The following is a 19,780-nucleotide window of genomic DNA, read 5'->3' as shown; positions in this document are numbered from 1 at the left end:
TTTTATCAGTTAATTTACCTATTTGATAAAAATACAACCTAGTTTTTTTATATTTATCAATGATCTATATTTTATTTCTACTCAAAGTAGGTTCATGTAAGGAATTTCGTCACATTCATCACTTTATAGTTTAATAACTCATCTGATCACCAACCCTTAGTAAGTGGAAGAAATCTTCAATAAACAACACGCCGCTAAATTCACATGCGACTTCAAAAACCCGCTTCGCCTTACTTTTCCCGCTGAATTATTACGGCCAAACGATCAAGAACATCGCAGTTTAAGCGTCCATGACCTAGGCTATGGTGAGAGCGCGAAAGCGCGCTTGATTGAAAACTACGCAGGACGGTAAAAACTCAGGTGACCAGTTCGGGAACAGCGCCAACAACAGACGCAACAGCGCCAAGTTTGAATCGGCGTCTGATCGTGATCGCCGGTATTCTCTTGCTGGCTGCTGTGACCATTTGGAAGGCCGCCGACATTGCCCGTAGCACGGCGGTCGATGGGGCACGGGAAACCGGTCGGGAACGTTTGGCCCTGTACGACAGCACCCTGCAGGCTGCCCTGGAAAGATACCGCTACCTTCCCTTTGTTGTAACGAGAAACAACGGTGTTAACGAGCTTGTGTCACGCGGCGGCGAAGCCGGCGACGTCAATCTCTATCTGGAACAGATCAACGCTCAAGCTGGCGCCGACGCACTCTATGTCCTAGATGCGAACGGCGAGACCTTGGCAGCCAGCAATTGGCGCAGTGACGTCAGCTTCGTCGGTCACAACTACAGCTTTCGGCCTTACTTCCGCGATGCCATGGAAGGAAAAGCGGGCAGCTTCTTCGCCATCGGCGCAACCACGGGCGAACCCGGCTACTTCCTCTCCTGGCCGATCGTCGGCACTGAGGCTTTGGGTCAAGCAGATAAAATCCTGGGGGTTGCGGTGGTCAAGGTCGACCTAAACCCCTTGCAACAGGACTGGCGGGATGGCGGCGAAACAGTCTTCGTCAGTGATTCCAACGGCGTTGTCTTTCTCTCCAGCCGCGCCGACTGGAAGTACCGAACACTCGGCGCCCTGACGCCGGAGACTGTTGAACGGATCCGCCGGGGACGGCAATACCGCGGTATCAAGTTACAACCCCTGGAACTCATGCCGGTTACAGCTTCGTCAGCGGCGGCTGAGAGGCCCGGCGACGGCGGTAGCCAAGGGCAGCTTCGCAGGTTCGGTGGTACGGACTACCTGTTGCAATCGAGGAACATCGAAAACCTTGGCGGTAGGCTGCACTACCTCTCTCCATTGGCAAATGTCACAGCACGAGTCTCATCCGTCATCGCGATCATGGCCATCTCGTGGATTCTGCTGTTCTTCGCTATCCTGTTCCTACGCGAACGCAGACTGAAAGCGGCGTCGGCCCGCCGGGCACGTGAGGCCATGGCCATCGAGGCCGTCAACCGGAAACTTCAGGCGGAAATCGAAGAGCGCCGCCGGGCGGAGGGCGAACTGCGCGAAACCCAGAATGAACTGGTTCAGGCCGGCAAGCTCGCCGCGCTTGGTCAGATGTCCGCTGCCATCGCCCATGAGCTCAATCAACCCCTGGCCGCGATCCAGACCTTCCTCGCTGGAAGTAGAATCTTCCTGAAACGCGGCGACAGCGGGCAGGTCGAAGAAAACCTGACCACCCTCTCCAGACTTGCCGACCGAATGGGTGCCATCACCGGTCAGCTCAAGACCTTTGCTCGTAAAAGCGAAGGCAAGCTCGCACCTGTGGTTCTCCAGGACGCGGTCGCCGATGCTCTGGCCCTTCTGGATCCACAAATCCGTCTGGATGCCGTAGAAATCGTGACTGACCTTCCAAGCACGCCAGTTACGGTGCGTGCCGACGAAGTACGGGTTGGCCAAGTGCTGGTGAACTTCGTTCGCAACGCCATCGATGCAATGGAGGAGAGCGACAAGCGTCTGGTCACGATTGCTCTATACGTAACGGAACAAACAGCAGTGCTAAGCATCGACGACGTTGGGCATGGCATCTCGGACGAGAATCTCGCAAAGCTTTTCGATCCTTTCTTCACTACCAAGGAGGTTGGTGAAGGCATCGGGCTGGGGCTTTCAATATCCTACGGCATCATCACGGACCTAGGAGGCAGCTTGCAGGCGGAAAATAATCCCGCCGGCGGAGCACGCTTTACCATCCGCCTACCTGTTCTGGAACAGGCAGAGACTGCACTGAGTGGTTTCGCGCCCGCCGGAACCGGAACATGACAGGAATGCATGCATGACCACGCCCCGGGATGATGCCGCCCGACCCTGCAATCTTGTCTATTTTGTCGACGATGAAGCGGCCATGCGGGCGGCGATCAAGCAGTGGCTGTCGCTGGCCGATTTCGAAGTCGTTGCCTTCGAACGAGCCGACGACGCCTTGCAACAGCTGTCTCCTGACTTCCCCGGAGTCATCCTCTCTGACGTCAAGATGCCGCGCATGAATGGCCTGGAACTTCTGCGCCGCGTCTCGGCCATGGACAAAGACCTGCCGGTCGTCCTGATGACAGGCCACGGCGATGTCCCCATGGCGGTCGACGCCATGAAGGAAGGCGCCTACGACTTCATTGAAAAACCTTTCGAGCCGGAACAAATTCTCGAAATCGTGCACCGCGCCGTCGAAAAACGCCGTCTCGTGCTCGAGAATCGCCGTCTCCGGCAACAGGTGACTGAAAGCACTGGCCCCACTACACAGCTTCTCGGCCACTGCCCGGCCATGGACCGTCTGCGCGCAGACCTCCACGCCATCGCCGACACCGACGCAAGTGTTCTAATCCTGGGCGAGACCGGCACCGGTAAAGAAGTCGTGGCGCGCCGCCTGCATGAGCTAAGCAGTCGTGCCGCCAACAATTTTGTCGCCGTGAACGCCACGGCAATCCCCGAGCAGATTTTCGAGAGCGAGCTTTTCGGACACGAGGCGGGGGCCTTTACCGGCGCTCAGAAAAAACGGGTCGGCAAGATGGAACACGCCAGCGGCGGGACTCTCTTTCTCGATGAAATCGGCAGCATGCCGCTTTCGCTCCAACCCAAGCTTCTCCGCGCCCTTCAGGAAAACCGCATTGAACGGCTGGGCTCCAACGATTCGATCCCGATCGACCTGCGGACCGTAACGGCCGCCAACATCGATATCGAGGAGGCGTCAACCGAAGGCCGCTTCCGCGAAGATCTCCTCTACCGCCTCAACGTCATCACATTGCGCATTCCGCCCCTGCGAGAACGCGGCGACGATATCGTAACTCTGTTCGAACATTTCAAAAACGCCGCCGCCACCAGTCACGACCGTCCTGCACCCGCCCTGAGCGACAGCGATATCGCATTGCTGATGGCACACACCTGGCGTGGCAATATCCGCGAACTCAAAAACACCGCCGAACGCCACGTCCTATTCGCGAACACCGGCCGGAGCCTGACTTCGATCCTTCGCCCCCTCGACCAGAGTAGCGATCCCGAAGCCTCCGACGCCTCACTGGCTGAACGGGTCGATCGCTTCGAACGCACGGCGATCCTTCGTGGACTCAAAACTCATCATGGCAACATTCAGGCGGTCTGCGACGCTCTCGACATTCCGCGCCGGACGCTCAATCAGAAAATGCTCCGGCATGGTCTAAATAGGCAGGACTTCATAGTGAGCCACTCAGAAAGCAGCGATGCTTCATAAAACGCCTATCAGATACAGGATTCTGACAAACTCACGTCGAAGAGTCTAAACATCCAACACTAGCCGCCGCGATTTCGAGCGTGAACAGCAGACCGTTATCTTTCTGTTCGACGCTTTTTCGGTATCCGTCTGCACTAAATCACGATGGTCGGGCGTGCCCTCCAGAACCGCTGTCAGACAGCTTCCGCAAACGCCGTTCTCGCAAGAGGTCTCGACGTAAATCCCGACATTCTTCAAGGCATCCAAGATTGTTTCCTGCGCATGCACCTTAATCGTTGTCCGGGATTTCGCAGCGATCACTTCAAAGGCCTCGCCATCGCTGTCGATCTCTGCACTGAAGTGCTCCAGATGGATCAGGTTGGCCGGATGACCTGCAGCGCGGGCCTCGCCTTCGACGAAACGCATGAACCCGGCAGGCCCGCAGATGTAAAGATGCGCTTTTGCTCCCAATGACGGTATCGCCTCGGCAACATCAACGGGCGGGCTGTCAGGCTCGGCGTCGACATGCAGGTGCACCCGCTCAACAAAGGGTGCTGCAGCCAAGTCCGCCGCGAAAGGCAAGCGCGCACGCTCACGGACCGAAATATGGAGTGCAAAAAGCCGCCCCGCCTTATGGAGCTGCCAGGCCATGGCAAATAGCGGTGTCAGGCCTACTCCGCCCGCGAAAAGAACAACTGGAGCCTCACTTTCATGAAGCCGGAAGTTGTTGCGTGGCCGGCCAATCAGGATGTCCGAGCCAGGGTGGAACTTCTCGTGCATGGCAACGGATCCGCCGCGCGACCGAGGTTCTTTTTGGACGGCGATGCAATAGGGACCTTCGTCGAGATTACCGGTTAGGGAATACTGCCGGACCAGACCAGGCCGGATGTGGACGTCAACGTGAGCGCCCGCCTCCGCGGGCGGAAAGCGATCTCCTGGTTTGGGTTCAAGCGTGAGAGTAATGATGTCTCGTGCGACTTCCTTACGAGCTGCCACTTTTGCCGCCAGCAGGCTGTTCGTGTCCTTCTGCGCCGGCGGTATGACTGGTACGGGAAAAAAGCGCCCTTCCGGCTCGAACGAGGCCTCAAGGTGTGAGAAAGCGCGGATGGTATTGTTCATGGCGATGATCGGCTCACCGACATCGACACGACCGACGCGCGGAATCATCGCATGCAGCAGAGACACCATTTCCATCTGGGCAAGATGCATGCCTACGCACATGTGAATGCCGCTCCCGAAACCCAAATGGTCTTTCGGATTACGGGTCACATCAAACCGATCCGGATCATCGAACTGAGCTTCATCGCGGTTGGCTGAAGCGAACAGCATCATCACCCGGGAGCCCTCGGGAATGCAGTAGCCTTCAACTTCAACGTCGCGGGTCGTATGGCGCGAGAAGCTGCGAATCGGCGTGCACAGACGAACCGCTTCGTTGACCGCATTGGTACAGAGGTCCGGGTCGTTCTTGATCTCCTCCCACTGGTCAGGGTTTCTCGCCAATTGCCAAATCAATTCGCCGGTCGCCGAGATCGTCGTATCGAGACTGGGATTGATGTAGTCGCGGATGGCGAATTGTGCGAGGCCAGCACTCAGTCCACCCTGATCCACAAGTTCATGGATACGGCGAGTCCAACTTCCCTGTTTCAGTTTATCTGGGGTCGCGCCGGTACCGATGAATTCCCGCATCTCCTCAATGGCCGCAAGCGCGCATTTCCCCCGCTCATTCTGCTCGCCTAAAACATCAAACGCCGCCGCCGCCCATTTCAGCATGTTTTCCTGACCGAAATCCGGCAAACCAACCATATCGCGAACAATGGTCAGCGGCAGATAGCGCGCCAGATCGGCCATCACGTCAAAGCCGGCTGCGGCACAGAGGCGGTCAATGAGAGCATCGGAGTGCCGCTGAACCTCGCCACGGATGGCCTTGAGCGCTCCGGGCAGAAGTGGCGGCGCCATCGCCCGGCGCAACTCCGAATGGCGCGGCTCATCGGAAGCGACGGTATTGCCCTGGAGGAAACTGCAGCCAAAGCGGTCGCCGGCAACGCCCTTGCTGCTGCAAAAGGTGACGGGATCGCGCAGAGCCGCCTGAATGGACTTGTGCCTGGTCAACGCATAGTTATCGAGCTTTGGCAAGTAGATGACCGGGCCAAGCGCCCGCATCTCGGCATAGCGAGGCCAGGGATCCTGGATAAAGGTATCACTGTAAAAATCCGCATTACAAAGCGGCACGTCAACCATGGCAAACCTGCTTCCAACCAATATCCTTGCACCCTGTCTTATCATTGGTTAAATATATTTATCAATATTAAATACAGAGAATCTGCCACATGAGGGAGGATGGGATGAACGTAGGGAAATTGATCCTCGGAGGTGTAAGCGCAATCTTGGTCGCCGCGAATGCAGCGAACGCGCCAAGCGTCAATGCAGCCGAGTTCAACCTGACGATTTCAAGCTGGGCACCGCCGAAACACGGGTTAAACGCTCAGATGTGGCCTAGCTTGATCAAAATGATGGAGGAAGCAACCGGCGGCCGCGTCACAGCGGAAGTCAAATACGGGATCGCCCCGCCACCGGCTCAAATGGATCTGGTCATCGATGGTGCCGCTGATATGTCCGTGATCTTCCATGGTTATCAAGCCGGGCGCTTCACCGCGACCAAGCTTATCGAGCTGCCTGGATACGATGGCAATGCCGAAGCCGCCTCGGTCGCCTATTGGCGCGTGCATCAAAAGTACCTTGCAAAGGCAAAGGAACACCGCGGCGTAAAACTGATCGGCCTTCATACCCATGGCCCCGCGCAGCTGCACTCTAACGTGAAGGTCACATCGCTTTCGGAGATAAAGGGCATGAAAATCCGGGTCCCCGGCGGCGTGGGCTCCGAAGTCGGCAATGCCCTGGGAGCGACGGGTATCAAGGTCCCAGCCCCCAAGGTGTATGAAACCCTTGCCTCCAGGACAGCCGACGGCGTGGTCATGCCGCTCGAGACCCGGGGCGGATTCAAACTGACCGAGGTCGCCAAGAACGTTTATGTGATTCCGGGCGGACTTTACCGGGGGTCCTTCGCCTTTATCATGAATGAGGAAGTATTCGACTCACTGCCGGCGGATGTCCGTCAAGCGTTGGAAGAGAAAGTGTTCGGCGAACCGGCAAGCCGCATGGCAGGCGCGATCTGGGATGCGAACGACGACAAAGCCCGCAAGCTAACCAACGACACCGCAGGCAATTCGATCAACAGCGCATCGGACGCCGATATCGCGACCTACAAGCCGATCGCGGAAAAGATCGTCGGGAGCGTGCTGGCTGAGATCACCGCCAAAGGCATCGACGCAGCAGCTGCACACAGGATGGTGCAAACAGAAATGTCGGCGAATTGACTTCATTTACAGGGGCAGGCTGCGAGCCTCTGGCTGGCAAGTAGCCGGTGCCACTGCCGTTTTTCATCTCCATAAAATTCAGCGCGCGACGTAGCCCAATTCACTGGATAGTCGCCGGGCGGTTTTCTGTAGGGCCAGCGCCACCGGTCCGTCGAGATCCACATTGAATTCGCCGATCCAGCCGAGCGCTGTCACAGTTAAAGCGAGCCGCTTATCTCGATCAAAGACGGGTACACTGAGTGCAGCTATGCGCGGCAGGAGATTGCCTTCGACGCGTCCGAGCCCATCCGCCCTGGTAGCTGCGCGGATTTTTTTTATCTCGCTTTTCGACACCCCTTGCTCACGACCCAGGATGGGTGCCAGCTGGCTCTCATGCCCCCAGGCGAGAAAGACCCGTCCCGTGGCCGAAGATACGACTGGCAGAACAAGGCCTGCCCTGACCTCAACCGTGACCGGCTGGAATCCTTCAAAGTAACGCACGATTGTAGGACCGTGACTGCCCCAAACTGCGACAAAGACCGCTTCACCTGTTTTATCGCGTAAAGCTTCGGCGGCCGCATTGCTGCGAGCGATCGGATCGAGCCGTCTAAGCGCAGACAGTCCCAGATGAAGAGCAAAAGGACCTAGGTCATAGGCGCCGGCGCTGTTTTGCTGGAGCACCCCCGAACGCACGAGCGAGACCAGGTAGTGATGCACCTTCGAAGGCGGCATTTCGAGGCGGCCAGCGATTTCCTTGACCGCGAGCGCCCGTTCAGCCGCTTCCATGACACGCAGGATCGAAAACGCCAGTTCAACGGACTGCACGCCTTTGCGCGTATCCCGCTCTAAATCCGTGCCCGGCGCGGCCGCCTTACGGGCTGGCGCGGAAGACCCCTTCGATCTGTTCGGTTTATCTGCTTTACTCATGGCAACTAAGCAAACACAAAGTGACCGCCGCATCAATTCGCGTATGATGTTATCTCGCTGCACGTGATAGAATCGGGTTCCTTGGCTGGCTTTTCAAACTCCGCTCATCGGCTTGAAATCCACCCTTCAGTCCAACGATCGGCAGGCGCCTGCGTAACGCCGAAGCCGTACCGAACCTGCAAGTTAATTTGGGAGCTTTGATATGCAGGTCACGAGACGCCTGTTATTCCAACAGTCAATCGTTGCACTTCTCCTGGTTTCAGGTGGGAGTCTCGCTATCGGGCGCTCTCCGGTCGCGACTCCACGTGTCCGGCTACCGGCACGCCTATTCGTTCCAGCGCCGAATCCAAAAACCGGCTTACACCTCGCGGCTTTCGAAAGCGCCGGCGAGGTGGTCACCCTTCGCTTTGCCGAGGGCGCGTCATTGAATCTTCCCGCACAAAGCTCGGCAGCCGATCACTTCCGCGAGGGTCATCAGCTTCCATCCATACAGGTCAAGAACATGGCTGCCTGGCTGTTCGAGACGCTGTGGACCTCAGTACGGGAAAAGGTTTCCGCAAAGGCCTATGCTAACCTGAAAGCGGACTTCGGACTGATGCAGACCGCAGAGGTTCTGGATTTTGTGACGCCTCAGGCTCTCTGGCAGCTCGTTGCGCGGCTGGAAAAACCGGAAGGCATCAGCCGCGTGCGCTGGGTCGGAACAAACTTCGACGTAACCTAATCGTGTCCTCGTTCTGGCGAGTGACGAGGTCTTCGTTGTTCACCGGACTTGGCCAACAGAAATCACATATGGCACGCCTTGCACCTCACTCTGAGCGCCGCGCACCTCGCCGAAAATTACCTTTGCAATGTCGCCAAGGCGAAGCGAAGCGCTCCTGTCGTCGGCACTGACCAACACCAGATCTTCTAACGCCTTTAAATCGCCCTGCCCCGACAACGTACCAAGGCCGGCCCGGATTTTGGCATCAATGTCCGCGAGAGAAATCCCAAAAGCACGCAATCTGTCTTCATCGAGATACACGGTAAATCCCTGATCACCTGAAGGCATTGTCTCGTGCTTGATCTGCAGCCATTTTCCACTCGGCAGGTCGCCTGCCAGATACTCGGTTTTAACTGACCTGAATTCGCCCAACTCGGAGAGCGCTATGCGTTTCCCCGCGACCTCGACAGTGCCAAGATCTCTCATGGAGACGCTCCCTGACGAAAGACGCAGCTTCAAACTCATTGCCGCATTTAGGTCCGTTGCCTGGACGCCCAAACGGGCAAGCGCTTCGCGATCGGGAACAAACTGGAGTTCGGAGAAAGTATACGATGCCTGTTCCAGAGCAAACTCAGGGCGATCCAGCTGTTCTAGTACCGTGATTTTTACGCCTGGGAACCGGAGTTCCATTTCCCGCAGAGTGTTGACCAGGGCCAGTCGCTGGCTTCCCTTGCGCCACCAGACTGCAGGATTAAGTTCCAACAATATTTCTCTGACATAAAGAGACCTGGCAAACTCGTGGTCCTCATCTGTGTACCCTGCGAAACTCTTGAGCGTCTCCACTTCGCTCAACGCCAGAATCTGCTCTTCCAGCGTGGAAACAGCCGCGGCTCGGTGATCCTGCGGGTAGCCTGGCGGAACGGTAGCGCGAACAAAGACGGCCCCCTCGTCCAGCGAGAACCTGACCGGACCATAAGCGCTGAAACCAACGAATGCGGCGGTGACCAGCACCACGATACCACTGGAGAAAAACACCAGTTCTTTATTGGATGATGCATCAGAGGATGACGACACTCTGGCAAAGGCGGATCGCGCAAAGTTCCCGCATATCCAACATCCGATCAGCCCGCCTGGAAGGAAAATTAAGACATCCCTGTTCGCTGACGCACCCAAGGCGGCAAGATTTATCAGCAGAAGAAACAGACCGAAGCGAACCACGCTAAACCCATGTATCCGATCTCTCGACAGCGCAAAACCTGTGCAGAAAATCAGGGCCGGCGCAAACAGGTCGACAATCGTCAAATCTGGATCCGCACTCAATCCCGCGAAAAAATCGGGCTGCGTCTGCCAGTACTCAAACCCGTAATAGGAAAGGAGAGGAAAGAAGATTAGTCCGTACAGGCCAAACACACCGACAAGGTATGACCAATATTCGGGCTTGGTCATCTTGTAGGTCGTCATCGGCGGGTCTCTCCAGGTTCAGCCGGCAGGAACAAGAACCGTGCGTTCGTAACGACAGCCCTGCAGCTGACTTCATGCCCCAGGCCCTTTGCCAAAATAGGCCGGCACAGGGGCGCGTGCGGTATCAGGGATACTCGGGAACGACGTAATAGAAGATCGAGAAAAAATGGAATCCGGCGCCGGCAATCACAAAGAGATGCCACACGGCATGTCCGAAGCGCAACCCTTTCCAAAGATAGAACGCCACCCCGATGCTATAGGCCAGACCGCCGGCGACCAACAGCCAGAGTCCACGCGACTCCAGAACACCGAATACGGTCTCGCGCGCATAGAGCATCGGCAACCAGCCCATCGCCAGATAGAAGATGTAGGCGAATCTTTCGTAACGGTCGCTTTGGCCGGTGAGAAAGGCCGCTATCTGCACAGTGATCCCGGCCACCGCCAGCCCCCATATCATCGCCAGCAGAGTCCATTCCTCACCCGTTGGCAGCATGAGGCAAAAGGGCGTATAGGTGCCCGCGATCAGCAGGTAGATTCCGCAATGATCCAGCGCCAACAGGAACTGCTTCAGACCAGGGTTCCAGACGGCATGGTGGAGCGCTGAAAACAGAAACAGCAAGATCATCGCACCGCCGTATATGATGACGGCCGGCAAGCTGCCATCGCGCCCCACGCTTTCGGCCTGCATGACCATGAATATGAGCCCGGCTGCGCTCAACAGCGCGCCGAGACCGTGGGTCAGGGCATTCACCCGTTCTTCGTCACGGGGATAACATTCGACATACATGTCCGGGATCTTCCCCAAGAAAATGCGCATCCGCCTGCTCAAGCGGCGCTCACATCAGTTAAGCACGCGCTGGGTTCGTTTCAAACGTCCTATTGTTTTTGTGACGCTGGGTTCACTCATTCCAGGTGCTCACTGCCGGTGACCTGCAGCATTGTTCTCAGGAACAGCGCCGCCACCAGTGCGACGATGAGTGGAAAGGTCGCCAGCAGCCTGAGTGTGATCACAGGATCGCCCAGAAAATCCAAGGCATAGGAGACAGGAATCGGACCGACCGACGCGCCGAACACCGCCACCATTTGGCCCGTCCCCTGAATGCGCCCAAGGTGCAGGCGTCCGAAATAGCGCGGGAAGATATAGCCGAATATGGTCATGGAAAAGGCGTTGTTCAGGCCGAAAGCCATGGAGTAGGCGATCAGTAGCGAAACCGAATCGACGAAGGTTACACCCACCAAAGTGGCAGCCTGCACACACAAGGCCGCAGCGAACATGTAACGCGTACGGAATCGGTCGAAACCGCGCCCGACCAGCGGCATGGCGGCAACCATGGTGATTGCAGTGAACCAAAACCCCAAGGTTGCCCAATTGGCATTCAGTCCCTGTGAAGCCAGAATGTTAAACTGATGAAAATGCAGTGTCGTCACGAGCCCGGAGATCGTAAAGAGACCTGTTGCGACAATGTAAAAGCTCGGGTGACGCAGAGCCTCGGCAAGAGTCACGCCACCGAGTAACGGTTTTTCTCCATCTGCTTTCTTTGGCGCCTCTACACCGTCAGGGCTGAGGCCCAGATCCTCGGGCTTGTCCTGCGCCAAAAAGAACAACACCGGGAGCATCATCACCCAGGTCATCAATCCGAGACCAAACCAAGCCTCGCGCCAGCCAAAGAGTTCAATCAAGACGCGTGCGAGCGTAGGGTGGATCGCCATGGAAGCAGCGAAACCGAGTGCCATCAATCCCATGGCGAATCCACGCTTGAGCGAGAACCACTGCGCAACCAGATTTGCCGCCCCCAGCATCATCGAGCCCTGACCGAGAAATCTCAACAAACCGAAGCCGATCACCAGCCAGAGGAAGTTTGCTGCCGCCCCAAAAAAGAAGCAGGCAAAACCCAGCGCCGTTGACACGACCAGCAGACTGCGCCGGGATCCGAAGCGTTCGACCTGCCGTCCGAACAGCGGCAGCAGAAAAGCAGCGCCAATCGTCGCCAGAGAGTAGGCAAAGGCGAGTTCGGTGTTGGTGATCCCCAGATCGGCCGCGATCAGGGCATTGAAGGCGCTGAAGGTGTGGGACTGCCCCGGTCCGCTGGCAAAGATGCTGAAACCGGCCACGAACACCATGAACCAGCCGTAGAAAACCCGCCGGTTCAACCTCCGCGCCAACGCCGTTCGACCGTTCATAAAGTCACGGCTCCGCCCTTCAGATCACCGGCCAATCAACACTTTACCTCTACACGCTACACCCCGCGTGCCGCAAACTTGAAAGATTCGCTCGTCGTTTCCCCAAATTCCTGCCGGTACAGCTTAGCTAAGTAACCGGCACTGGAGAAGCCCGCAGCATAGGCAATCTCAGCCAGCGTGTTGTGTCGGTGCAAAAGGATCAGATCACGTGCTTAATTCAGACGTATGGAGCGGATGAAAGCTGCAGGAAGCTGTCCTTGCGCTTCCTTCAGGCGCCACCCAAGAGTCTTTTTACTCACGGCCATAGACGCCGCCAAATCACCCGTCCCGATGCCATCTTCGGTCAAGTGCTCGAGAACGATCTCCGTCAGACTGTTGACTCGGGTGCAGGCAGTCGGGTCCTCCTGTGCCACTGCGCTGTGCACCAACACAAGAACGCAAAGCAGAAAGCTCAGGAGAGTCTCTTTTCCTGCGACCAGGGTGTATCTCATAAGCCTTTCAACCACGAAACTGGACAGCATCGGCTTGCATTGCGGTCTCCGGTGGCCTGAACGAGTAAAAATCCGGCAAAATTGCCTGCATCTCGATCAACGCAATGACTTTTCATTCAAATTCGCCGGTAAATTGGCTCCAGTTTTCACAGGAAGAACATACAACAGCATGCGGAACATAATTCCCGTTGCTTGTTTTGGTTGATGTTCAAGACCCTGTGAGTCGTCGTCGCGCATCAATTGCTGCGCCTCACCGCACAGCCCGGCGAGGCATGATATGGCTGCCAACGGCAGGCTTGAACGAAGACGCGGGAGTCAGCTCAGAAATCATCCAGTGCCTGTCGCTGGATTGTCCACCATCGAACCGTCAACTTCGGTACCCGAGCCGGGCCCTCTTGCAACGCTTGCTCTTGGTCTCGTAGGGATCAGGGTCGTGCGGAGGCGGCACGAAGGGGATCAACGGCGATGTCTCAGATGACCAGATGCAGTATCTCCCACACGTACAAGCGCCGATATGGGTGCATCTCGAGTCCGATTGTTCTTCGCGGCTTCAGCGAAACCACTTACACCTCGCCATTCCCTGCGTTCTTCTCCAGATAGTCCAGAACAGCATCTTCACTGTGGTGGCCGATAACCACCCCTGCACGCGCCTTGATATCTTCGCTGGCATTGCTGACAGCAACGGCATTGTCGACTGCAGCCAGCATTTCCAAGTCGTTGGAGCTGTCGCCAAAGGCCGTTGTCTCCTTGACATGCAGAGCACGGTGGTTCCGCAGGTGATCGAGGAGCCTTTCGACGGCATGGCCCTTGTTCGCCTTTGGGGCGGCAATGACAATCTCCCAATCGCCCACGTAATGGTTGGGATAACGTATGACCAGGGCATCGGGCACTTTCGCGGAAACGGACGCGGCGATCAGATCAATCTCATCCTTGGGACCAAGATAAACAAAGCAAAGCACATCCTCCAAGCCCCGGTTGTCGGCGATTGGGTCACCGGACGACTCGGTCAGCCGGGGATCGTTGTAACGGACTTTCTCGTCATAGAACCACTGCATCCCCCGGGTGTGAAGCTCCGGAACGTAGAGCGGATTTTGATCACCGATCAGGCCGGAGACATAGGCGGGTAATCCGAGTTCCTGGAAACAGTCGTTGATTGCCGTGGCCGCTTCCAGACCGAGTCCGTAATGGTCGAGAATATGACCGCTTTGCAGATCGCGCAGGATCGCGCCGTTCAGTTCGATGACCGGCAGTTCCAGTTTCACTTCGGAGAGCAGATACCGGATCGAGGGCGCCGACCTGGCCGTCGCTACGGTAAAGTTCAGACCACCTGAGATCAGATCGTTCAGGCGACTGGCGGCGTCCGAGGAAAACACACCATCCTTCCCCAACAAAGTGAAGTCCAAGTCAGATACAAACAACTTCACGAAGGCACTCCGTTTGTTAAGATTCGCGGTGTGATCAACGTCATTTCAACGACACTGTGGCTGCTTTGACCATCGGAAAGATTTCCGATAACGCGGCCAGACCGCGGTTTTCTCCTGCTGTGCAGAACCCGGCCCGGCAGACCCATGAGATTCTTACGTTTTTAAGGCGGGTACTGGCTCAAATCACGAAGAATTATACAGATAATTTAACGATCAGGCAGGTCTCGCGCTTTAGATTGGGCCGACGTGTGGGGAGGATGACAAGCCACAGAACAGCGAAACGATCAGTCTTGAAGGATGCGCGCATTGATTTCCCGATTCGCCGGTTGGCATGACCACATGTTCGATCGGGTACAGAACGGCCTGGAAGACTGGTTCCTTGGTCTCGCCGCGCGCTTTGTATTCGCAGGTGTCCTGCTGGTTTATCTGTTTAACTCCGCCCTGACCAAGATCGGCGACGGCGCTTTGGGCGTCTTCTCAATTTCCGACAATGCCTACTTTCAGATTCTGCCCAGCGTGGTGGAGCAGTATGACTATGATGCTTCCAAGGTTCCTTTTTTCCCTACGACATCATCGTAGCAGCCGGGACCTATTGCGAATTCATCCTGCCCGTCCTGATCGTCTTCGGCCTCTTCACGCGCCTTGCCGCAATTGGCATGATCGGCTTCGTGGCGGTCCAAAGCTTTGTCGACATCGTCTTCCATGGGGCAGACGAAAAAACGGTTGGAGCCCTATTCGATCGTTTCTCAGATGCCGTCATCCTGGATCAACGCAGCCTTTGGCTATTTCTACTGGTTTACCTCGTTATCCGAGGTCCAGGTTTGCTGTCCCTTGATCATTTCTGGAGCAGCACGCCGGCTGCGGATTGATTGACATTCATTCTCGCAGCTGAAAGCAACGGGTAGCCGCGAGTTTTCTGTTCGACTCGAGAATGTCGTAGGCGGGGTCGCCATCCAATGCAATGGCGGTTGCCGTGCCAAGATCTTCGCCGTTGTTCAAAGCATCCAAAAAAAACTTTTCTCCCTTCGTTAAAGAGATCACGGATAATAGACCATCGTTGCGCACCATCAGTGCGCGGGAAGCGACATCGATCGGCCCCAGAGACGTAAGGTCAACCGGCACACTTTTGTGTGCGCGCCATATATCTACAACGGCAAATTTGGATTGGAAAATACGCGCGCCCGGAATGAGGGCCAGTTCGAGGCTGAGAAGCGTTTCGACCGCCTGCGCTGAAAAGAATGACGGCTCCAGAGCCTGCGCATCTGCAGCGAGAGCGACCTGATGCAGATCCCACTCAAACACTGCTATATCGGACAGGTATGGCAGTGTTCCGGCTGGAGGAAAATTTGCGATAAAGCCAGGAAACCCGCTCCCGTAATCCAAGATCACCGGTGAGGTCGGCGGCTCGGCAATGATAAAAGCCTTTGCCATAGCCGCGAAGAATTCCTCGCCAACCAATGCCGACACCGTTCCGAAGACTGATGCCAAGGCTTCACGTGTGGCGAAGAGAAAATTATTTTTGTGAATAGCCAGCGCGGGACTTACCGCAGCAAATTCGGAATCATCCCTATCCTGCGTCAGAAGAGCATCCCGCCAAGTGGCTTGGTATTCAGCTAGCGAGGGCACGAAGTTCCCCTCCCGCAACACAGACACGGACATAGCTCTGTGCTTTTTCCGCCTCCTGCAGCAAGCGCTCCAACGACGGCACGTCCGTGTCCCATTCTATCAACGTTGAAACCGGTCCAATGCGGTTAAGCAGATCAGCAAACAACGACCAGACTTCTGAACAAACTTCGCTACCATGGTCGTCGATCAGAATTTTACGCCCCATCCATTCGCTGCAGGTATGGCCCGCCAGATGAACTTCGCCGACCTGAGAGAGGTCGATGGCATCAAGATAGGTTGTTGGATCAAACCCAAGATTCTGCGAACAGACATAGATGTTGTTGAGGTCCAGCAGCAATCCGCAACCGCTGCGCCGGGTCAAAGCGTTGAGAAAATCACTTTCCGCCATCTCGCTCTCATCAAGCGCGGCATATTGGGAAGGATTTTCGACCAGGATGCGGCGGCCGAGACGAGTCTGCACAAGATCCACTGCATTGCAGAAGGTTTCCAGGCTGGCCTGCGTATAAGGAAAAGGCAGCAAGTCATTGAAGAAGGTTCCGCCACTGCTGGTCCAAGCCAGGTGATCGGAAACACGACAGGGATCGTAGTCGGAACAAAGACGGTCAAGCCGCTCCAGATGAGTGAGATCCGGTCCTTCTGCCCGCCCCAGGGAAAGGCCAACACTATGGAAGGATAGGGGATACCGATCCGCAATCGCACTCAAAACACGATGGCTTTCACCGCCTTCAGACATATAGTTCTCGGGATGCAGCTCGAACCAGCCGATCTGCGGTCTGTCGTGCAGGATTTCGCTGTAGTGTTGCGGCTTCAGGCTGATCCCAATCGGCGATTCCGCATAAGCCATCAGTTCTTCAGCCTGTAGGATCGCTTGCGTCGCATCGGTGATTTATTACCGTGCAACTGAGGCAGCCGGCTCGTGCGATGATCGTCAGAACGAACGCAGACTCTGCGATCCAGTTGAAAGCAATCATCGCACAAGCGGCAAACGTCACGGTTAACGCTTCACCGGACGGAGACTACCCTTACCCGCGGGAGTCTCGATCTCGGCACAGGTACCTTTGGGAACCAGCTTCCAGGCGTTACCCTGATAATCACGGGTCGAGGTACCGGCACAAGTCGTTCCGGGACCGGCTGCACAATCGTTCTGACCAGCCTTGGCAACGCCGTAACAGCGCTCTTTGTCGCCTGCCTGCACATCGTCCGCCGACGCCATGGCGAATCCAGCGACCATCGCACCAGCGACGACGGCCATGGAATAGCGATAGTTGCGTGTCTTACCTGACATATCTTCCTCCAAAATTGCACTCAGAAAATGAGATAGTGAGAGTTTGAAAGCTAGGCGAAAAAACCTAAACATCCGTTTATAATCAAATATCTAATCAGACTTTTTCTGCGCTGCTATCGCATCGTCACCACAAATGAAACCACTGCCTATTCAGGCCTTGTTCGCCCAACTCCGGACCGCGGATGTGATGGTTGTTTCCAGCTCAGAAATTTGTTCGGTCACCTGAGATGCGGCTGCATCCACCTCGACTGCAATCAGACCCGAGTTGCTCGACACATCGGAGACTTCGGAAATACTGCTGCTGACCCGTTCCGTATCTTTTGCCGCCACCCGGATGTTTTCAGCAATCGCATTGGTGTCGGATTCCTGCTGATTGACCGAAGCGGCGATGCTGTCCGCAATCTCACTCATCCTATCGATCGTGCTGCCGATATCCTCAATCGCGGTGACCGCTTCGTCGGTGATGCGCTGCATGGAACTGATCTGCTCCGCCACACCTTCCGTCGCCTTGACCGTCTGATTGGCCAGGGACTTGACCTCGGACGCCACGATGGAGAAACCCCGACCGGCCTCGCCGGCGCGGGCTGCCTCGATGGTCGCATTGAGTGCAAGCAGATTGGTCTGTTCGGCGATGTCGTTGATCACACCAACGATCGTTCCAATACGTCCGCCTGCTTCTTTCAATTCGTTAACGGTCAGGTTGGTTTTCTTCGCCTTGTCGACCGCCGTTACCGAAAGTCCCAAAGCGTCTTTGGCTGCCTGTTCGACCTGACTGATCGAAGAAGACAGTTCGTTGGTGGCAGTCGCTACATTCTGCATCCGATCGGCGGATTCGAGAGAGACTGTAGTGGCCGATTGGCTTTGATCCTGCACCTGGGTTACGGCCGTCGTCATCTTCTGGCTCATCGCCTTCATCTGGCTCGACTTTTCTTCGACGGCCACGACGGTCTGTTTGATCGCCTGCTCAAGCGTGCCGGTCAAGGTAGTCATCTCCTGCTTTAATTTTTCTTCCGACCTCTTTTGTTGCGCTTCGCGTTCAGCGGTCAGTTCGGAGACACGTTCGGCGTTTTCACGGAAGACTTCGACCGCCTGCGCCATCTCGCCCAATTCGTCTCGGCTTTGAAATCCGCTCAAATCGATCCTGGTATCGCCTTTTGCCAACTCACACATCACGGCGGTCATTGCATTGATCCGCCCGGTCACCCGGCGCACCATGAAAAACAGGAAATAGGCGCTGAGCAGCAGGCCGACCAGCGCAATCGAGGCATAGAACAAGAGGGCCGTAAACTGGTCTTGCGCCTGTTGGGACCAGAATCCGAGCTTCTCTCGCTCGATGATCAATTGAAGCGATGCGACTCCGGCCATTGCAGCAGCGCTTTGTTGCAGGAACTCGTCGGACGAAAGCGGAAAGGCTTCGCCTGATTGCGCTAGATAGGTGATCTCATCGCGCAGGAACCAATAATCCTCGAAAAATTCGGTTCGGACCTTGGTCAGCTGTTCCAAAACATCAGGCGGCAGCTTGGTATCCTTGAAATAGGGCTGGATCTCTTGCCAGGAGAGTACGGCCCGATCGATCATCTGGGCAGCATATCCTAAATTCTGCTCCGCGGCGTCCGGGTTCGCGATGATGAGAGCTAAGGCAGCGCGCTCGCGTCCGCCATAGTCGAAGAGACTCCAGGTCAGCTCCTCCAGCTTTTCCAGAAATACCATCTGATGGGGAATGGAGACATCGCTACGTCGCAATCCCGACGCAATTTGGCGCAGAGAAATGATGATATTCGTAAAATCACCCGGAAGCTGAATTACCCGCACCGGATCCCGGTCAGCAGCCGGTGTCGAGATCAGGCTGTCTGCCTCGTCACGGAACAGTTCCAGAACGTTTCGCGACTGTCCGAGAAGCTCGGCGAAGTTTGCCGGATTGTCTGCCCAGGACGCACTTTCGATTTCGCGGTGGAAGATTTCCAGCTTTTCATTTACGTGATTTCGGGTCGTCTTGATCGAACTTCCGAGATCCGAGGACGAACCTTCTCCGGTTCCGAGTGCCATGTACACCAGATCACGTTCGGTCGAGAGTTCGGTCAGGGCGCTTGAGAGCACAGAAAGCATCATCGAGCTTGCGCGCGCACCCTGCGTTGCCACTCGATTCTGCTGCATCTTATAGAGATCAAAGGCGAGAACGGCCATAATGAGTGCCGCGAGAGCGACCGACACCGACACGCTGATAATTCGAATATTCATTTTTTGAATTCCGGCTTACTGCGAAATATCATCCCAGGCTTGATAATTTCCTACCGTCTGGTGTTAATTGAATTGTCCTAATGAATAATTTATCTCTCTATTCTTTATCGTGCTTACATTTAGACCTGATTATTATTTGGGCAAGAAACAACCATAGTGGTATTTAATTAGCGACACACGTTCTCTCACTAGTTGTTCAATGAAACTTTATTGTTGTTGAGAGAGATCGCACACTCGGCTCGTATCCCGTAGCGGGCGGAACTGGATAGTGCGTTAAATTGCTCATCGGCGCTTCAATCGCTATTTGCCTGAATTGATCGACCGAATACGGTGACTGTGAGCTTGAATTCGAGAGTTCATTCGCGCCGCAATCGACAAGTGTTCCATGATCTCGACAAGATCCGGCACTAAGCAGGTGAGTAGGAGATCG

Annotated in this window: 19 protein-coding genes and 1 pseudogene; 8 read left to right on the top strand and 12 right to left on the bottom strand. The window is 55.8% G+C overall.

All coding sequences use genetic code 11. The features are described 5' to 3' along the window. Positions 1 to 426 precede the first annotated feature (426 nt). Together QMZ18_RS10950 and QMZ18_RS10945 are read left to right on the top strand one after the other, a co-directional pair. Positions 427 to 2,250, top strand: coding sequence for an ATP-binding protein (locus QMZ18_RS10950; protein ID WP_282606336.1), 1,824 nt, complete (start codon positions 427 to 429; stop codon positions 2,248 to 2,250). A 13-nt stretch (positions 2,251 to 2,263) separates the two neighbouring features. Then, positions 2,264 to 3,685, top strand: coding sequence for a sigma-54 dependent transcriptional regulator (locus QMZ18_RS10945; protein WP_282606335.1), 1,422 nt, complete (start codon positions 2,264 to 2,266; stop codon positions 3,683 to 3,685). A gap of 45 nt (positions 3,686 to 3,730) precedes the next feature. On the opposite strand, the gene QMZ18_RS10940 is transcribed toward QMZ18_RS10945, so the two are convergent. Next, entirely contained in the window at positions 3,731 to 5,902 is a 2,172-nt protein-coding gene (locus QMZ18_RS10940) for a cytochrome P450 (protein WP_282606334.1), read from the bottom strand. Positions 5,903 to 6,006: 104 nt separating this feature from the next. On the opposite strand from QMZ18_RS10940, the gene QMZ18_RS10935 reads away from it, so the two are divergent. Then, positions 6,007 to 7,038, top strand: a complete 1,032-nt coding sequence (locus QMZ18_RS10935) for a TRAP transporter substrate-binding protein (protein ID WP_282606333.1) — start codon at positions 6,007 to 6,009, stop codon at positions 7,036 to 7,038. A gap of 78 nt (positions 7,039 to 7,116) precedes the next feature. Here the strand turns inward: QMZ18_RS10935 and QMZ18_RS10930 are convergent, their stop codons facing one another. After that, positions 7,117 to 7,944 (bottom strand): IclR family transcriptional regulator, encoded by an 828-nt coding sequence (locus QMZ18_RS10930; protein WP_282606332.1) that lies wholly within the window; start codon positions 7,942 to 7,944, stop codon positions 7,117 to 7,119. A gap of 202 nt (positions 7,945 to 8,146) precedes the next feature. On the opposite strand from QMZ18_RS10930, the gene QMZ18_RS10925 reads away from it, so the two are divergent. Further along, on the top strand, positions 8,147 to 8,665 hold the full coding sequence (locus QMZ18_RS10925; protein ID WP_282606331.1) for a hypothetical protein: 519 nt from the start codon (positions 8,147 to 8,149) through the stop codon (positions 8,663 to 8,665). A gap of 39 nt (positions 8,666 to 8,704) precedes the next feature. Here QMZ18_RS10925 and QMZ18_RS10920 read toward each other — a convergent pair whose 3' ends face one another. The 5 genes from QMZ18_RS10920 to QMZ18_RS10905 all read right to left on the bottom strand — a co-directional run bounded on the left by QMZ18_RS10920 (position 8,705) and on the right by QMZ18_RS10905 (position 12,777). Continuing rightward, complete coding sequence (locus QMZ18_RS10920; protein WP_282606330.1) at positions 8,705 to 10,105, bottom strand: hypothetical protein; 1,401 nt, start codon at positions 10,103 to 10,105, stop codon at positions 8,705 to 8,707. Between the two features lie 124 nt (positions 10,106 to 10,229). Next, positions 10,230 to 10,922 (bottom strand): hemolysin III family protein, encoded by a 693-nt coding sequence (locus tag QMZ18_RS10915; RefSeq protein WP_282606329.1) that lies wholly within the window; start codon positions 10,920 to 10,922, stop codon positions 10,230 to 10,232. 86 nt (positions 10,923 to 11,008) lie between these two features. Next, positions 11,009 to 12,286, bottom strand: coding sequence for an MFS transporter (locus QMZ18_RS10910; RefSeq protein ID WP_282606328.1), 1,278 nt, complete (start codon positions 12,284 to 12,286; stop codon positions 11,009 to 11,011). Between the two features lie 56 nt (positions 12,287 to 12,342). Beyond that, a complete protein-coding gene (locus QMZ18_RS37055) occupies positions 12,343 to 12,480 on the bottom strand; it encodes an AraC family transcriptional regulator (RefSeq protein WP_367575947.1) in 138 nt (45 codons plus the stop codon). A gap of 18 nt (positions 12,481 to 12,498) precedes the next feature. Next, positions 12,499 to 12,777 carry a hypothetical protein gene (locus QMZ18_RS10905; RefSeq protein ID WP_282606327.1) on the bottom strand — a complete coding sequence of 93 codons (279 nt, stop codon included), beginning with the start codon at positions 12,775 to 12,777 and terminating at the stop codon, positions 12,499 to 12,501. A gap of 277 nt (positions 12,778 to 13,054) precedes the next feature. On the opposite strand from QMZ18_RS10905, the gene QMZ18_RS37050 reads away from it, so the two are divergent. Beyond that, the gene (locus QMZ18_RS37050; protein ID WP_367575946.1) at positions 13,055 to 13,255 is read left to right on the top strand and encodes a PEP-CTERM sorting domain-containing protein; all 201 of its coding nucleotides are present in this window, start codon (positions 13,055 to 13,057) and stop codon (positions 13,253 to 13,255) included. Positions 13,256 to 13,340: 85 nt separating this feature from the next. Here the strand turns inward: QMZ18_RS37050 and QMZ18_RS10900 are convergent, their stop codons facing one another. Then, complete coding sequence (locus QMZ18_RS10900; protein WP_282606326.1) at positions 13,341 to 14,201, bottom strand: HAD hydrolase family protein; 861 nt, start codon at positions 14,199 to 14,201, stop codon at positions 13,341 to 13,343. 306 nt (positions 14,202 to 14,507) lie between these two features. Here QMZ18_RS10900 and QMZ18_RS36940 point away from each other — a divergent pair, with 306 nt between their 5' ends. The 3 genes and pseudogenes from QMZ18_RS36940 (at position 14,508) to QMZ18_RS36935 (ending at position 15,070) form a co-directional block, all read left to right on the top strand. Beyond that, a complete protein-coding gene (locus QMZ18_RS36940) occupies positions 14,508 to 14,780 on the top strand; it encodes a hypothetical protein (protein ID WP_322097189.1) in 273 nt (90 codons plus the stop codon). Then, positions 14,771 to 14,830 (top strand): annotated as a pseudogene (locus QMZ18_RS37045) (hypothetical protein); the annotation flags it as partial. The gene QMZ18_RS36940 and the pseudogene QMZ18_RS37045, both read left to right, overlap by 10 nt. A 27-nt stretch (positions 14,831 to 14,857) precedes the next feature. Next, on the top strand, positions 14,858 to 15,070 hold the full coding sequence (locus tag QMZ18_RS36935) for a hypothetical protein (protein ID WP_322097188.1): 213 nt from the start codon (positions 14,858 to 14,860) through the stop codon (positions 15,068 to 15,070). Positions 15,071 to 15,077: 7 nt separating this feature from the next. Here QMZ18_RS36935 and QMZ18_RS10890 read toward each other — a convergent pair whose 3' ends face one another. From QMZ18_RS10890 to QMZ18_RS10875, 4 genes are all read right to left on the bottom strand, one after another. Further along, positions 15,078 to 15,827 (bottom strand): DNA-binding domain-containing protein, encoded by a 750-nt coding sequence (locus QMZ18_RS10890; protein WP_282606325.1) that lies wholly within the window; start codon positions 15,825 to 15,827, stop codon positions 15,078 to 15,080. After that, positions 15,811 to 16,671, bottom strand: a complete 861-nt coding sequence (locus QMZ18_RS10885) for a DUF692 domain-containing protein (protein WP_282606324.1) — start codon at positions 16,669 to 16,671, stop codon at positions 15,811 to 15,813. The genes QMZ18_RS10890 and QMZ18_RS10885 overlap by 17 nt, the downstream gene beginning before the upstream one ends. Before the next feature lie 150 nt (positions 16,672 to 16,821). Beyond that, a complete protein-coding gene (locus tag QMZ18_RS10880; RefSeq protein ID WP_322097187.1) occupies positions 16,822 to 17,112 on the bottom strand; it encodes a DUF2282 domain-containing protein in 291 nt (96 codons plus the stop codon). A gap of 150 nt (positions 17,113 to 17,262) precedes the next feature. After that, a complete protein-coding gene (locus tag QMZ18_RS10875) occupies positions 17,263 to 19,350 on the bottom strand; it encodes a methyl-accepting chemotaxis protein (protein WP_282606323.1) in 2,088 nt (695 codons plus the stop codon). Positions 19,351 to 19,780: the final 430 nt, after the last annotated feature.

This window comes from Pelagibius sp. Alg239-R121, from assembly GCF_947331435.1.
In the GTDB taxonomy this organism is placed as follows: domain Bacteria; phylum Pseudomonadota; class Alphaproteobacteria; order Kiloniellales; family Kiloniellaceae; genus Denitrobaculum.
The sequence above is the reverse complement of the archived record's forward strand: the minus strand, read 5'-3'. Positions and strand labels throughout refer to the sequence as shown.

Coding starts and splice junctions, on each gene's coding strand:
- QMZ18_RS10945 (WP_282606335.1), top strand. CDS start 2,264: ATGACCACGCCCCGGGATGATGCCGCCCGACCCTGCAATCTTGTCTAT.
- QMZ18_RS10940 (WP_282606334.1), bottom strand. CDS start 5,902: ATGGTTGACGTGCCGCTTTGTAATGCGGATTTTTACAGTGATACCTTT.
- QMZ18_RS10935 (WP_282606333.1), top strand. CDS start 6,007: ATGAACGTAGGGAAATTGATCCTCGGAGGTGTAAGCGCAATCTTGGTC.
- QMZ18_RS10930 (WP_282606332.1), bottom strand. CDS start 7,944: ATGAGTAAAGCAGATAAACCGAACAGATCGAAGGGGTCTTCCGCGCCA.
- QMZ18_RS10925 (WP_282606331.1), top strand. CDS start 8,147: ATGCAGGTCACGAGACGCCTGTTATTCCAACAGTCAATCGTTGCACTT.
- QMZ18_RS10920 (WP_282606330.1), bottom strand. CDS start 10,105: ATGACGACCTACAAGATGACCAAGCCCGAATATTGGTCATACCTTGTC.
- QMZ18_RS10915 (WP_282606329.1), bottom strand. CDS start 10,922: ATGCGCATTTTCTTGGGGAAGATCCCGGACATGTATGTCGAATGTTAT.
- QMZ18_RS10910 (WP_282606328.1), bottom strand. CDS start 12,286: ATGAACGGTCGAACGGCGTTGGCGCGGAGGTTGAACCGGCGGGTTTTC.
- QMZ18_RS10905 (WP_282606327.1), bottom strand. CDS start 12,777: ATGAGATACACCCTGGTCGCAGGAAAAGAGACTCTCCTGAGCTTTCTG.
- QMZ18_RS37050 (WP_367575946.1), top strand. CDS start 13,055: ATGGCTGCCAACGGCAGGCTTGAACGAAGACGCGGGAGTCAGCTCAGA.
- QMZ18_RS36935 (WP_322097188.1), top strand. CDS start 14,858: ATGATCGGCTTCGTGGCGGTCCAAAGCTTTGTCGACATCGTCTTCCAT.
- QMZ18_RS10885 (WP_282606324.1), bottom strand. CDS start 16,671: ATGGCTTATGCGGAATCGCCGATTGGGATCAGCCTGAAGCCGCAACAC.
- QMZ18_RS10880 (WP_322097187.1), bottom strand. CDS start 17,112: ATGTCAGGTAAGACACGCAACTATCGCTATTCCATGGCCGTCGTCGCT.
- QMZ18_RS10875 (WP_282606323.1), bottom strand. CDS start 19,350: ATGAATATTCGAATTATCAGCGTGTCGGTGTCGGTCGCTCTCGCGGCA.